This is a genomic window from Cyanobium sp. WKJ7-Wakatipu (genome assembly GCF_024345355.1).
GTDB lineage: Bacteria > Cyanobacteriota > Cyanobacteriia > PCC-6307 > Cyanobiaceae > Cyanobium_A > Cyanobium_A usitatum.
Map to the genome: position 1 here is coordinate 1 of NZ_JAGQAY010000005.1, position 12771 is coordinate 12771.

Below are 12771 nucleotides of genomic sequence, written 5' to 3' on the forward strand. Positions count from 1 at the left end.
TGAGTTGGAGGCCACCGGTACCCGTGACGGCAAGCCCTTCTGTGCCACTCATCTGTTTCTCACGAGCCTGCGCACCACCCCAGAAGCCCTGATGCAACTGGTAAGAGATCGCTGGAGCATTGAGTGTTGGCACTGGGTCCGAGACACCCAACTCCATGAAGACGCCCACCGCTACCGAGGTAATGGCGCAGGGGCGATGGCCACATTGCGAACCGCAGCGCTCAACCTGTTGCGGCTGGCAGGCTTTCAATCGATCCGCACCGGGATGCAGTCGGTGATGCACGACATCACGGCGCTGATGGCGATGGTCATGCGCAGGACACAGCCCAACCCTTGCTAAGACTTTGAATCAGCCCTGCCTGGGGACTGGCCTTGAAGGTGTGGCTGGTGCCGTCCTCCCAGGCCGCAGTCCAGTTGATGCCACGGGCAATGAGGAGGGCTGGGCGGTAGCCCCGTGAACGGAGAGGGATGAACTCGTCATGGCGGAGTCCGGCGTGGGCAGTCATCTCCGGGCTGCACCAGAGCCAGACCGTCCCCTTATCGGTTTCGGCAAAGGACTTCCAGTAGACGATGTAGTTGTTCACTTCCCCTCCTCCCCCAGTGCAGGCAAGGCAAGCTGAACGGATTTGATCGTCACCTCTTGCCTCCCTCGTTTTGAACGCACCTAGGATGGGACTCGGAGAACATCGGAGTGCATAACCCATGGCCGCTGATAGTCCGCCGCTTCCGCGCCCACGTTCTGCCAGTGCACTGGGAAGCAAGGCCCTGGGATCCAATTTCCTGGGCTATTTCGGCGCAACGCTTCCTTTGGCCGCGGCTGTTGCTTCGGTACTTGGAGTTGCTTCGGTAGTTGGAGTTGCTTCTGTAGCTGGAGTTGGAGCTGCCAGGGCCCAGGAAAAGGGCTACGGCCAAACGATCAGCAGCCCCCAGCAGGAGCGGGAGCTCGATTACGGCACCGGAACCAATAAAGGTGGTTCGGCGCTCGATTCCGCCAACCCAATCGACTTGATGAACAAGCTGCGCAAGGCCACCTCCATGGATAACGCCACCAACCCTGGCGATGCGGTGGACGCGGCCCTCAGGGATTTCCACTCTCCGCCTGCAGCGCCGGCGTCGGCTGCCCCGGCGGCAACGGTGAAGGGTCCCTGAGCGGCGCCAATCCCCAGGCGGCGGCAACCTGATCCAGGCGCGGGTCGCTTGGGCCAGGTTTACGGGAGCGCGCTAACGCCAGCGACTCCTGGGCGCCTTTGATATCGCCGCGCTCCTGCTGCAGCATCGCCCGCGCCAGCAGGGGGCGTTGGTCGGTGGGGAATTCTGCGGCCAATTTGAGCAGCAGGGACTCGGCCTGGCCCGCCTGACCTCGCTTCTGCAGCAGGTTGGCAAGCAGCAGGCCGATCGGCAGGGCCTCCGGTTTCAGCTGGCGTTTGCTAGCCCTCTGCAGCGCCGCCTCCAGCTGGCTCTGGGCCTGGTCTCCACGCCCCATTTCCAGTTGCAGCAGGGCCATCAGCTGCAGGCCCTCGATCTGGTCGGGCCGCAGGTTGAGCAGTTGGCGCACCTCCCGCTCAGCGCCGCTGCGGTCCTGCTGGTCGCGGCGCAGCTCGGCCAGCAGCAGCCGCAGCGACCACTGCTGGGGTTGCTGGTCGGCAAGGCGCTCCAGCAGCGCTGTGGCCTCCGCTTTGCGATCTAGAGCTACCAGTAGCTCCAGCAGCCGCTGCTGTTCGGCCTGGCTGGCCTCGCCCTGGTTGAGCCGCCGCTGCAGGGAGGAGGCCTGACGCTCCAGGGCCGTGCGGGAGGGATCGGATCCAGCCGAACCGGCCTGCATCTGTGCCAGCCACCAGCCAGCGGCAATGCACAGCGCTCCTGCCCCCGCAATGGCGAGCCCAGTCCAGATCCCGGAACGGTTGGGAGCGGCGGGCATTGGCAAGCGGCCTGCGATGGGATGCCAGTCTGCCCTTTGTGCCTTTGCCCTGGGGCACTTAAAGTTCAGCCCATGCGCCAACACCCGATTTCTCCGGTAACCGAACCCACGCAATACCGGGCCATTGGCGTGGTGCGTGGTGTTTATGTGCCCACCGATGCCGAGCAGCTCACCCGGGGGGTGATTCGCACGGCTGATGGCACCGAGCTGGAGGCCGTGGTGCTGGGCCGGCTGCTCACTTTGATGCGCCGCCACATCAACCTCGAGGAGCCCCATCTCTGGGTGGTTTACCCCCGCTCGAGGGAGGAGGAGGGGTTGCACATGCAGATGGTGGGTGTGTGGGAGCCCAGCACCCTGGCTGCGGGCGAGGAAGCTGAATCTCCTGCTGCTGAATCACCTGCTACCGAGAGTCCTGCTGCCGATAGCCCTCAAGACGCATTGCCTGAGGGCGACGACTACTTCTCGGTGCGCGGTGAATTGATTTACACCCGCCCTGAAACCGGCGATCTGGTGGTGAAGGTGCGGGTGATGCCCCGCCCGGATGGCAGCCGGCCCGTGCCCTTCAAGCTGCAGCTGAAGGGTGATTTGCCCCTCGAGCATTTGCGCCACTTCGTGGCGCTCAACCTGCGCCGCCAGGCCCAGCAGCTGCAGTTGGAGAGCTTTGAAGTGATCGGTCCGGTGGCCCAGCGGGGTAACCGGGGCGGTAAGGGTCGACGCGATGGTGCCGCAAGCAAGGGCGGTAAGGGCGGCAAGGCACGGCCGGCGGCGGCTGGTCAGGGCGGCCCGCGCCGGCCATGACCCAACCCCTGGCGGCTGGCCTGGCCGTGGGCTTGATCAGCCTGGCGGCGATTCTTGGCCCCGCCCTGGGCCTTTCGCCTTGGATTGTGACCCTGATAGCGGGCCTGGGCTTGGGCGGCCTCACCTTGGATGCGGCCCGCTTCGGTGGCCGCGGCGGCCATGTGCTGGCCGAAGCCCTGCCCGGTGGCCGCGCCCGCCTGCGGCGGATTGCTATTCATGAGGCGGGCCACCTGCTGGTGGCGCGTCAGGAGGAGATGGCGGTGCGCCAGGTGCTGGTGGGTTCCCTGGCCTGCCTGCGGGCCGGCCTCAACACCAGCGGCAGCACCGAACTGGAGCCGCCGGCCCATGCCAAGTTGCCGGCCGAGGAGCTGCGGCGCTGGAGCCGGGTATTGCAGGCGGGCATGGTGGCCGAGCAGCTGATCTATGGCCAGAGCGTGGGCGGCAACGACGACCGGGCCCTGCTGGGGCGGCTATGGGGCCTGTCCGGCCAAGACGTTGACACCGCCCAGCGCGAACAGCGCCGGGCCCGCCGGGAGGTGGAGGTCCAGTTGCGCGCCAGTCAACAGCAATTACAGAGCGAGGCCGATGCCCTGCTGGCCTTGGCGCCAAGGCTCGGGCGCCCCCTGGCTGGGGAGGCCTGAGGCGGTGCTGGCGCTGCTGGACGCGCCCACGGGCCTAGCCGGCAACATGCTTTTGGCAGCACTGCTGGATCTGGGGCTACCGCAGGCGGAGATCGATAGCCCCCTGGCCGCCCTCGGCCTGGCCGGGACCTACCGCTTGGAGCTTGAAGAGCGCCGCAGCGGTGGCCTGCGCGGCCTGCATTTGGAGGTGGTGAGCCTGGAGCGCCAGCCGGCCCATCGGCTCTGGGGCAGCCTGCGCGGCCAACTGCAAGAAGCCGCTTGGCCCGAGCCCTTGCGGCAGCGGGTGCTGGAGGTGTTTGGCCTGCTGGCGGCGGCTGAGGCGGCAGTGCACGGCCACAGCCCCGAGCAAGTGCACTTCCACGAGGTGGGCGCCCTCGATGCCCTGGTGGACGTGGTGGGGGTGTGCGCCGGGCTGCTGCACTTCGGGGTGGAGCAACTGGTGTGCAGCCCGCCGCCGGCGGGTCATGGCCTGGTGGCAACGGCCCACGGCACCCTGCCCCTGCCGGCGCCTGCCGTATTGGAGCTGGCCCGCTTGCGGGCGATTCCCCTGGCCTCAGCCGAGGGCTTCCCCCCCGGCGAACTCACCACCCCCACCGGTCTGGCATTAGCGGCCTGCTGGGCGACGCGCTTTGGCCATCCCCCCACCCACGTGCCTAAGCGGGTGGGCGTGGGGCTGGGCTCCCGCAGCCTGGATCGCCCCAACCTGCTGCGACTCACCCTGACCGATTGCGGCGGCTCCGGTCCTGCCCAGCTCGAAACCGTGCAGCAAGAAACCGTGCTGGTGCAGCAGGCCCAGATCGACGACGCCACGGCGGAGGATCTGGCTTTTCTGGCTGAGGAGCTGCGCCAGGGCGGGGCCCTGGAGGTGTTCAGCCAGGCGATCGCCATGAAGAAAGGACGCACCGCCCAGCTGCTTACGGCCCTTGTCGCCCCCGAGCAGGCCGAGAGGTTGCGCCGGGTGTGGTGGCGGCAGAGCACCACCCTGGGGTTGCGCGAACATTCCCAGACCCGCTGGGTGCTGCCGCGCCGCAGCCTGGAGCTGGCCACTCCCTTGGGGCCCGTGCGGCTCAAGCAGGCCCAGCTGCCCGACGGCCGCTGGCGCAGCAAGCCTGAACACGACGACCTGGCAGCTCTTGCGCGCCAGCACACACTGGGGATCGATCAGGTGCGGTTGGTTGTGCAGCAGGCCCTCGAGGCCCAGCCTGACGCCAACTTGCCCAGCGAGCCCTAAGCCAACCAGCCCTAAGCATGCCGCCCTTTGCCCTCGCTCTGCTTCAGCGCTGCCGCCGCGGGCTGACTCGTTTGGTCGCCTGGTGGGAGGGCTTGCCGCCCCTGCCCGGCGGCTTGAAGCTGTGGATCAGCTTGCTGAGTTTCGGTTTTCTGTTGGCTGCCCTAGTGGGCCACGGGCGCCAGCTGCTGCAGCTCAGCCTCGATCGCCAGGGCTGGCTGTGGTTGCTGCTGGGGGTGGGCGTGAGTTTGCTGAGCCTGGTGGCCAACGGCCTGGCCTTCGGCGTGGTGTTGCGCTGGCTCGGGCTGCGCCCCCGCTGGGGCGAGCTGGTGCGGGTCTACCTCGATACCAACCTGCGCAAATTCCTGCCCGGTGGCATCTGGCACCTCAGCAGTCGCGTGCAGCTGTTGCGCAGCGCTGAGGCCCCCTTGGCGGCCCCTGCCCCGGGCGCTCTGGCCCTGGTGGCGGTGCTGCTGGACCCCTTGGTGGCAGCGGTGGCGGCCCTGGCGCTGATGTCTGCGGGCGGCTGGCAACAGGGCCTGGCTTTGTTGGGGTTGTTGCCCTTGGCCTTGCTCTGGCCCCGTTGGCTCAACCCCCTGCTCAATCGCCTGGAGCGCCGCAAGGTCTCGGCGCTGGGCATGGACATCGAGGCGGCCGCCACTGCGCCGATTCGCTCCTATCCCTGGCCGCCGCTGCTGGTGCAGTTTGGATTTGTGCTGCTGCGCTTTGGCGGCTTCGCCTGCTGCGTGCACGCCTTTGACCTCTCCTACAGCCTCAGCTGGGGCGGCTGGCTGGCGGGCTTCGCCCTGGCCTGGACCGCTGGCCTGGTGGTGCCCGGCGCCCCCGGCGGCCTGGGCGTGTTCGAGTCGGTGCTGCTGCTGCGCCTCGGCTTCGCCATCCCCGAGGCGCCGCTGCTGGCGATCGCCATCAGCTACCGGCTGGTGGTGACCATCGCCGATCTGCTGGCCGCGCTCACGGCGAGGTTGGATGGGCAGCGCCAGCCCCAGGCGTCGGCCTAGGGAGATGGGCTTGCTGCTGGCTGGATCGTTGGTAGAGCCGGTGGCCCGGGGCCTGCTGGGATCCATCTCCTGCAGCGGTGGCCCCACCGTGGAGCAGCGGCGTCTATTGCAGGCACTGCTCAACCACCTTTGGGAGCGCCCAGATCTACGCGTTTCAGCGCTGGAGCCGATCGCTCCCGAGGAACTGGCGGCAGCGCTGGATGATCTGCCGACGCGGCGGGTGGCCCATCTGCTGCAGATGACCCTCGAGTTTTGCCGCCATCCCCAGACGGATGCCCAGCTCGCGTTGGGCTGGGCCTATGCCGAGGCGCTGGGGGTCGACCAGGCGGCGGCGGATGTGGGCAGGATCTTCACCACCTTCCTGCCCTTGCGCAGTGAGCCCGGTCTGGCGGATCCTCTGGCTTCCGCTGACCAGCCAGAACCGGAGCTGGTGGCGCGGATTGAGGGCTTCGCCCAGCTCCCGGAGGCCAGCCTGGGTAGGGCGTTGCTCGGGTATTACGAGCGCTTCGGTTTCCCCCTGCCCGGGCGGGATGCCTGCGCCCTCAATCACCTCTACCTGGCCCACGACATGACCCACGTGATTGCCGGGATTGCGGCGACTAGTGCCGGCGAGATCGCTCTCAGCGCCTTTCAGTGGGCGATGCAGGACAACCCCATTAATGAGAGCGCCCTGCTGGCGTCCCTGGTGACCCACGAGGCGGGGTTTGTGAGCGCAAATCCCACCCTGGCGCCAGACCACTCCAGTCTGGACAGCCCCTCCGCGGCCTATCTGCTGGCTTCAGAACTCAAGCGTGGCAGTGCCTGCAGCGCTGATTTCTCCCTGGTGGACCATTTGGTTCTGGCACCCTTGCCATTAACGGAGGTGCGGCAGCAGTTCAACGTGTGCCGGCCCCATCGGCTCAGCTCGGTGGATCACTTGTTCTGGGAGGCCGAGGCGTCAGCAGCAGCTCCCTGAGTCGACTAGGCCTGTGGTTTCTTTGGTTGCGGCGACGCCAGTGAAGGGCAGGCTGCTGCCACAGCCGGGGAACAGGCCGAAGTGGCTGCTGAAGTCGCCGATGAAGGAGAAATGGGGCGCAAACCGCGTGGCCTGCAGCATGCGGAAGGTGTTGCCGCACACCGGAAACACCCGCCCGGTTTCGATGGCGTGGTGGCCATCGAGGTCGAAGCGGTGGGGGTGGTGGGGGATCGTGCCGCGGTAAATCACGGCCTGGCCATGGTCTTCGCAGGCATCCTCGAGTTCGGCGATGTGGAACAGGCGGTAGGTGGCGGCATAGAAGCGGGCCTCGCCCACCAGCGGCGCCAGGGCTGGCTCAGTGATCCGGAGCTCGCGGTCGCTCACCAGCCGCGGGTCGGGGAAGCCGGCGCCCTTGGCGAGGCGCAGGAAATCGTTCCAGTAGAGGGCTCCGCCTAGGCATTCGCCATAGAGCACCGGCTCGCGACGCACCGCCTCCGGCAGGCGCCGATCGACGTACACATCGGAGAAGTACATCTCGCCGCCCGGCTTGAGCAGCCGTTTCACCCCCTGCAGCACCGCCGCTTTGTCGGTGGAGAGGTTGAGAACGCAGTTGCTCACCACCACATCGAAACTGCCGGGCTCCAGGGGCAGCGCCTCGAGGGCTTCGATCGTGCCTTCCAGGAAAGTCACGTTGGCGTAGCCGAACTGCTCGGCATGGAAGGCCAGGTGCTCGCGGGCCACCGCTAGCTGCTCAGGCGTCATGTCGACCCCCACCACCGAGCCGCTGGGCCCCACCAGCTGGGCCAGGGCGTACACGTCCCTGCCCGTGCCGCAACCCAGATCAAGGATGCGGCAGCCCTCCAGCAGGGGCGGGCACACCAGGCCGCATCCGTAGTAGCGAGCCAGCACATCGGGGTGGATCCGGGCCAGCAGCGGGCGCAGCCAAGCCGGCACCGCATCGGCATCGCAGCAGGCGCTGGTCTTGAGGTCGGCCGTGCCGGTGAGCTCCTGGCCGTAATAGGCCTGAACGGCGGCTTGGGTGGGCATGGCAGCGCGCGGCCTGGGGAGATGGGTTCAGTTTGCCTTCGGCGCCGCGGGCACTGCGGCCGTGCAGGAGCGATCCAGGGTCTGCAGGTACCGATCCAGGGCTTCGCGGGCCATCAGGCGTGCCTCCGCCTCCCGCGGCCATTGGTCGGGCAGATAGAGCAGCTGCAGCTCGCGGCGATCCCGACGCCCCAGCTGGTGAAGCAGGGCATCGCTGCCCAGCAGGGGGGTGCCGCGCAGGCATAGCGACTGCACCGCATGCCAACCCTCGTGCAGCAGGGTTTCCAGCTGGTTACCCCTGGGGCAGACCACCACCTCGCGCCGGCCGCGCACGTACAACCCAAAGAGCTGCAGCTTGTCGCCCCTGGCGTTGGCCCCCAAGGGCTGCAGGAGCACCACTCCCAGCAGGGTGGCGCGGAACATCCCTGTACCCAGACTCCACCCTCGGCACGACATCTCAGTAGGTGTCGAACCGCATCGGCTTCAGCTGCCAGCTCGCCTCGCCCGGCACGAGCTTGTAGCTGATCTGCCGGGTGCCCCCAGTGGGCTTGGCATTGCTATCGCCAGGGCGGTAAATCGGGAATCGGCGGGCCAGGGTGAGCTCCACCACCGCGAATTCATCGTGGCCCTGGTAGCCCTGGGCCGCCTGCCCGCTGAGCTCCGGCATGTGAATCGTGGAGAGTGAGCGCCGCCCCTTGTTCAGGGCCCAACCCTCCACCGAGCCGTAGCTGCCACTGCCGGCACTGGTGATGAACACATACACCTCGGGCAGTCCGTTGGCATCGAGGTCGGCCACCTCCACACCGCTGACGCTGCCGAGAATCTCCTGCCGAATCGGGGCAATGGCCTGGGGGGTGCCGCTGGTAGCGATGGTGAGTTGGCGCACCGAGCCCTCCCCCTTGCTGCTCACTGTGAAGGTGACTCCTTGAAGGGAGGCCCGGGTGGGGTTGGCGGGTGCTGCCAGGGCAGCGGCTGGGCTGCCGATGGCCAGCACCGCGGCGATTGCGTAACCGAGCAGGCGCGGATGGGCGTGGGTCGTGGCAGGGATGCCGACTCCCTGCAGTGTTGTCGAGCCCTTGCGACCTTTCCTTCCTTGTGGGGCGTCAGGATCAGATTTGGCACCTCTTCGCAACTGCATCTATTGTTGAGAAGCCTGGGATCATGCTGTGACCGCCCGACTCAGCCCTGGAGCCCAGCCCGCGCCTGCAACCCTTACCGCTGGTGGAGATGGTCTGCGCTCCAGCCTGCACGATCGCGGCCAGAGGCTGACGCCTCAGCGCCAGCGGGTGTTGGCCCTGTTTGAGCGCATTGGTGAAGGCAGCCACCTGGGCGCTGAAGAGGTGCACCAGCGCCTGCTGCGTAGCGAGGAGCGGGTGTCGCTCGCCACCGTGTATCGCACCCTGCGGCTGCTGAGCTCCATGGGGCTGCTGCAGGAGCTGGAGCTCCCGGAGGGTGGTCGCCGCTTTGAGCTGGCCAGTGACGCCCACCGCGACCATCACCATCTGGTGTGTGTGCGTTGCGGCCGCACTGAGGAATTTGAAAATTCTGCGGTGCTCCAAGCTGGCGAGCGGGCCGCGGGCGGCTATGGCTTCCGCTTGCTTGAGTGCGTGCTCAACGTGAGGGCTCTCTGCCCCAGCTGTGCGGCGGCGGAGTAGTTCCCGCATACATCTGAAGGCAACCCCGAAGCGCAGCGTTTTGCAAATGCGTCAGCGCTGCAGACGTCAGCGGCAGTGCTCCTTAGCTTTGGGGTAGCGAATGCACCGATGCTTGCCAGTTGCCTTCGATGCCTAGCTCCGAGCCCAGCTTGATGTCTGTTTTTGATCAGGGACTGGCAACCCTGGCCATGGCCCTGCGCAGCGTGCTTGAGGCCCTCTCCCTGGGCACGGTGCTGCTCGGTTTGTTGATCACCCTGCGCCAAGCCTGGCAGGGCTGGCGTGTCCGGCGGCGCGGCCCCAGTGCCTTTCAGGCGGTGAGGCTCACCTTCGGCAGCTGGTTGGCGATGGCCCTGGAGTTTCAGCTCGGGGCAGATATCGTCGCCACCTCCACTTCCCCCACCGGTGCACATCTGGTGCAATTGGGCGTGGTGGCCGTGATCCGCACCTTGCTCAATGTGTTCTTGGCCCGTGATTTGGAGGCTGAAGCATCCCATCGATCCCTGAGCCCGGAGGGGCGCCCATGAATCTCACCAACGAACTTGCCAAGCAACGCAACCGTGATGCGGCCGAACGCACCCTCATGGCTTGGATCCGCACCTGTCTCTCGCTGATCAGCTTTGGCTTCGGCTTAGACAAGATCGTGGGAGCTATTGATCGTGCTGTCGGTGGCCAAGGTGCCCAGGTGGAGTGGGGAGTGCAGCTAGTGGCGGCGGCCTTCACGATCACGGGGATTCTCGCCATGGCGGGAGCCACGGTCCAATACCGCAAAGAGCTGCGCCGTCTCCATCAAGACGACTACACATACCGAGATAAGCCCCAAATAGCTGCCGCTACAGCTGTGATGCTCACTTTGATCGGTGTGCTGGCGCTGGGGCTGATTGCTGCCCGCGCCGGCAGCTAGGCCCTAGCCCGCTTGCTCCTTTTGATCTCCTGTTCCGCGTCTTGCTCCGATGGCTCAATCCCCGCCCCTGTTGGTTTCTGCCACCCTGTTTGCGATCATGTTTGCCCTGGGGGTGGGCTTGCCCCTCGATGGCTTAGGTCGCTGGCAGCAGCACCGGCTGCTGCTGTTGCGTGGTCTCATCGGCACCTGCCTGCTCGTGCCTGTGGCAGCTGCGCTGTTGCTGTTGCTGCCGCCCACCATGGCCCTCTCCCAGCCGGCTCGATTTTCTATCGCCCTGATGGCTGTTTGCCCTAGTGCCCCCCTGCTGATGCGCAAGGCAGGCAAGCAGGGGGGGGATCGGATCCTGGCCGCCCTGCTCCAAGTGGCCGCAGCACTGGCGGCGATCATCACCATTCCCCTGCTGGCGAGCGGCTTCACCCGCATCTTTGGAGTCGAGGGTTGGCAGGTTCAGTCGCACCATGTAGCCGCGCAGGTGGCCCTGGTTCAGCTGCTCCCCCTGTTGCTGGGCTTGTTAGTGAGGCGCTTCGCGCCCAGCTGGGCAAGCCGACTGGAGAACCCCCTCGATCGCCTCGCTAATGGGTTGCTGCTGCTGCTCGTGTTGGTGGTGTTGTGGAAAACGGCTCCGCTTTTGGTTACCTATGCGAGCGCCAATCTGATTGCCCTGCCGGTGATGGCGGCTCTGGTGTTGATCAGCCTGGCTTTGGGCTATGGCCTCGCTAACCGAGATCCCTGCCTGGGGGTCACCTTGGCATTAGTAACATCAATGCGTAACCCAGGTCTTGCGTTGTTGCTGGCTGGCATTTATGCCCCGGAAATGCCAGCCGTCAAACTTGGCATTCTGGTGTATCTATTGATAACTGTGCTGCTATCGATTCCATTTCTGAGATGGCAGCGCAGTCTTCAGTCCTGAAAAATGTTGGATTGCAATCCAACTGGCAAATTCGCTCCTAGCATTGATTCATTGCTTTTGCGCCAATATTTGCATTTGCGCAAATAAATTCTGGCCTGAATATCTTGGTGTGAAGAAGTGCATACGTTTCCAGCGATGTTCTGCAGCCATTCCATCCTTTAAGCAGGCGTATTCGTCTTCTTGCTTCCCATGCCAAACGGAAAACCCAACGTTCTCATCCTCTGGGGTGACGACATCGGCCAAAGCAATCTGAGTTGCTACAGCGATGGCTTGATGGGCTATCAGACCCCCAACATTGACCGCGTAGCAAAGGAGGGTGGTCGCTTCATCCACTACTACGCCGAACAGAGCTGCACCGCTGGTCGTGCGGCTTTCATCTCCGGTCAGAGCGTCTTCCGCACCGGTCTCAGTAAGGTGGGGCTGCCTGGCGCCGAAGCTGGCTTTAAAGCGGAAGATCCCACCATCGCTGAGCTGCTCAAGCCCCAGGGCTATCGCACCGGCCAGTTTGGCAAGAACCACTTCGGCGATCGCGATGAGCATCTGCCGACCATGCATGGTTTTGACGAGTTTTTCGGCAACCTCTATCACCTCAACGCCGAGGAGGAGCCGGAGCTGCGCGACTATCCCAAGCCTGAGGATTTCCCGAACTTCAAGGAGCGTTTCGGCCCCCGCGGTGTTTTGCATTGCTGGGCAAATGGTGATGGCAGCCAACGGATTGAAAACACCGGCCCCCTAACCCGTAAGCGGATGGAGACGGCCGATGATGAATTCATGGCTGAGGCAAAGCGTTTCATTCGCGATGCCGTTGCCTCTGGCGAGCCCTTCTTCGTCTGGTTCAACACCACCCACATGCACTTCCGCACCTATGCGCGTGCCCAGGATGTGGGCCGCAGCGGTCGCTGGCAGTCGGAGTATCACGACGTGATGATCTATCACGACGAGTGCATTGGTGAAATGCTCAACCTGCTCGACGAGTTGGGTGTCACCGACGACACCATCGTGATGTACGGCACCGATAACGGTCCCCACATGAACAGCTGGCCTGATGCCGGCATGACACCCTTCCGCAGCGAGAAGAACACCAATTGGGAAGGGGCTTATCGGGTGCCGGCCCTAGTGCGCTGGCCGGGGCACATCGCTCCAGGCACCATCTTCTCGGGTATCTGTAGCCACCTCGACTGGCTGCCCACTATCCTTGCGGCGGCGGGTGAGCCTGAGATCAAGGAGAAGCTCAAGGCGGGTTATCAGGTGGGTAACAAGACCTTTAAGGTGCACCTTGATGGTTACAACATGCTCGACTACTGGACCGGCCAGGCGGATAAGAGTCCCCGGGTTGAGTTCTTCTACTTCTCCGACGACGGTGACCTCACAGGCCTGCGTTACGACAACTGGAAGTTTGTGTTCATGGAGCAGCGCTCCCAGGGCACTTGCCAGATCTGGGCTGAACCGTTTACTGCCCTGCGGGTACCCAAGATCTTCAACCTGCTCACCGACCCCTATGAGCGGGCTGATGTGACATCAAACACCTATTGGGACTGGATGTTTGATCACATTTTCCTTCTGGTACCAGCCCAGACCTACGTGGCCCAGTTCCTCGCCACCTTCGCCGAATACCCACCTCGCCAAAAGGCTGCCAGCTTCTCGCTGCAGCAGGTGATGGAGAAGATGGTGAATACTGTCGGCGGACCCTGATCCTGCCGCC

The 12771-nt window shown here is 65.1% G+C and carries 16 protein-coding genes and 1 pseudogene; 12 read left to right on the plus strand and 5 right to left on the minus strand.

Features of this window, described 5'->3' with window-relative positions; all coding sequences use genetic code 11:
* A pseudogene (locus KBY83_RS04290) lies at window positions 1–340 on the plus strand (transposase); the annotation flags it as partial.
* Here KBY83_RS04290 and KBY83_RS04295 read toward each other — a convergent pair.
* Window positions 309–584, minus strand: a complete 276-nt coding sequence (locus KBY83_RS04295; protein WP_255018453.1) for a hypothetical protein — start codon at window positions 582–584, stop codon at window positions 309–311. The pseudogene KBY83_RS04290 and the gene KBY83_RS04295 sit on opposite strands and share 32 nt — an antisense overlap.
* Window positions 585–702: 118 nt before the next feature.
* Between KBY83_RS04295 and KBY83_RS04300 the strand changes: the two genes are divergently transcribed.
* Entirely contained in the window at window positions 703–1149 is a 447-nt protein-coding gene (locus KBY83_RS04300) for a hypothetical protein (RefSeq protein ID WP_255018454.1), read from the plus strand.
* On the opposite strand, the gene KBY83_RS04305 is transcribed toward KBY83_RS04300, so the two are convergent.
* Window positions 1079–1918, minus strand: coding sequence for a hypothetical protein (locus KBY83_RS04305; protein ID WP_255018455.1), 840 nt, complete (start codon window positions 1916–1918; stop codon window positions 1079–1081). The two genes, KBY83_RS04300 and KBY83_RS04305, sit on opposite strands and share 71 nt — an antisense overlap.
* Before the next feature lie 72 nt (window positions 1919–1990).
* Here KBY83_RS04305 and KBY83_RS04310 point away from each other — a divergent pair, with 72 nt between their 5' ends.
* From KBY83_RS04310 to KBY83_RS04330, 5 genes are read left to right on the plus strand one after another with little or no spacing between them, the layout of a single operon-like run.
* On the plus strand, window positions 1991–2716 hold the full coding sequence (locus KBY83_RS04310) for a hypothetical protein (protein WP_255018456.1): 726 nt from the start codon (window positions 1991–1993) through the stop codon (window positions 2714–2716).
* A complete protein-coding gene (locus tag KBY83_RS04315) occupies window positions 2713–3357 on the plus strand; it encodes a hypothetical protein (RefSeq protein ID WP_255018457.1) in 645 nt (214 codons plus the stop codon). The genes KBY83_RS04310 and KBY83_RS04315 overlap by 4 nt, the downstream gene beginning before the upstream one ends.
* Window positions 3302–4588, plus strand: coding sequence for a nickel pincer cofactor biosynthesis protein LarC (larC, locus tag KBY83_RS04320; RefSeq protein ID WP_255018458.1), 1287 nt, complete (start codon window positions 3302–3304; stop codon window positions 4586–4588). Before KBY83_RS04315 ends, larC begins: the two co-directional genes overlap by 56 nt.
* A gap of 17 nt (window positions 4589–4605) precedes the next feature.
* Entirely contained in the window at window positions 4606–5604 is a 999-nt protein-coding gene (locus tag KBY83_RS04325; RefSeq protein ID WP_255018459.1) for a lysylphosphatidylglycerol synthase domain-containing protein, read from the plus strand.
* 4 nt (window positions 5605–5608) lie between these two features.
* On the plus strand, window positions 5609–6559 hold the full coding sequence (locus KBY83_RS04330) for a hypothetical protein (RefSeq protein WP_255018460.1): 951 nt from the start codon (window positions 5609–5611) through the stop codon (window positions 6557–6559).
* Here the strand turns inward: KBY83_RS04330 and KBY83_RS04335 are convergent.
* From KBY83_RS04335 to KBY83_RS04345, 3 genes are read right to left on the minus strand one after another with little or no spacing between them, the layout of a single operon-like run.
* Window positions 6542–7606, minus strand: coding sequence for a methyltransferase domain-containing protein (locus KBY83_RS04335; protein ID WP_255018461.1), 1065 nt, complete (start codon window positions 7604–7606; stop codon window positions 6542–6544). The two genes, KBY83_RS04330 and KBY83_RS04335, sit on opposite strands and share 18 nt — an antisense overlap.
* A 27-nt stretch (window positions 7607–7633) precedes the next feature.
* Window positions 7634–8026 carry a hypothetical protein gene (locus KBY83_RS04340; protein WP_255018462.1) on the minus strand — a complete coding sequence of 131 codons (393 nt, stop codon included), beginning with the start codon at window positions 8024–8026 and terminating at the stop codon, window positions 7634–7636.
* Between the two features lie 34 nt (window positions 8027–8060).
* Window positions 8061–8741 (minus strand): hypothetical protein, encoded by a 681-nt coding sequence (locus tag KBY83_RS04345; protein ID WP_255018463.1) that lies wholly within the window; start codon window positions 8739–8741, stop codon window positions 8061–8063.
* A gap of 94 nt (window positions 8742–8835) precedes the next feature.
* On the opposite strand from KBY83_RS04345, the gene KBY83_RS04350 reads away from it, so the two are divergent.
* The 5 genes from KBY83_RS04350 (at window position 8836) to KBY83_RS04370 (ending at window position 12761) form a co-directional block, all read left to right on the plus strand.
* Window positions 8836–9258, plus strand: coding sequence for a Fur family transcriptional regulator (locus tag KBY83_RS04350; RefSeq protein ID WP_193486229.1), 423 nt, complete (start codon window positions 8836–8838; stop codon window positions 9256–9258).
* 152 nt (window positions 9259–9410) lie between these two features.
* Window positions 9411–9782, plus strand: a complete 372-nt coding sequence (locus tag KBY83_RS04355) for a DUF1622 domain-containing protein (protein ID WP_255018464.1) — start codon at window positions 9411–9413, stop codon at window positions 9780–9782.
* Complete coding sequence (locus tag KBY83_RS04360; RefSeq protein ID WP_255018466.1) at window positions 9779–10159, plus strand: YidH family protein; 381 nt, start codon at window positions 9779–9781, stop codon at window positions 10157–10159. The genes KBY83_RS04355 and KBY83_RS04360 overlap by 4 nt, the downstream gene beginning before the upstream one ends.
* A gap of 49 nt (window positions 10160–10208) precedes the next feature.
* A complete protein-coding gene (locus tag KBY83_RS04365; RefSeq protein WP_255018467.1) occupies window positions 10209–11069 on the plus strand; it encodes a bile acid:sodium symporter in 861 nt (286 codons plus the stop codon).
* Window positions 11070–11258: 189 nt separating this feature from the next.
* The gene (locus KBY83_RS04370) at window positions 11259–12761 is read left to right on the plus strand and encodes an arylsulfatase (RefSeq protein ID WP_255018468.1); all 1503 of its coding nucleotides are present in this window, start codon (window positions 11259–11261) and stop codon (window positions 12759–12761) included.
* The last annotated feature ends 10 nt before the right edge of the window (window positions 12762–12771 follow it).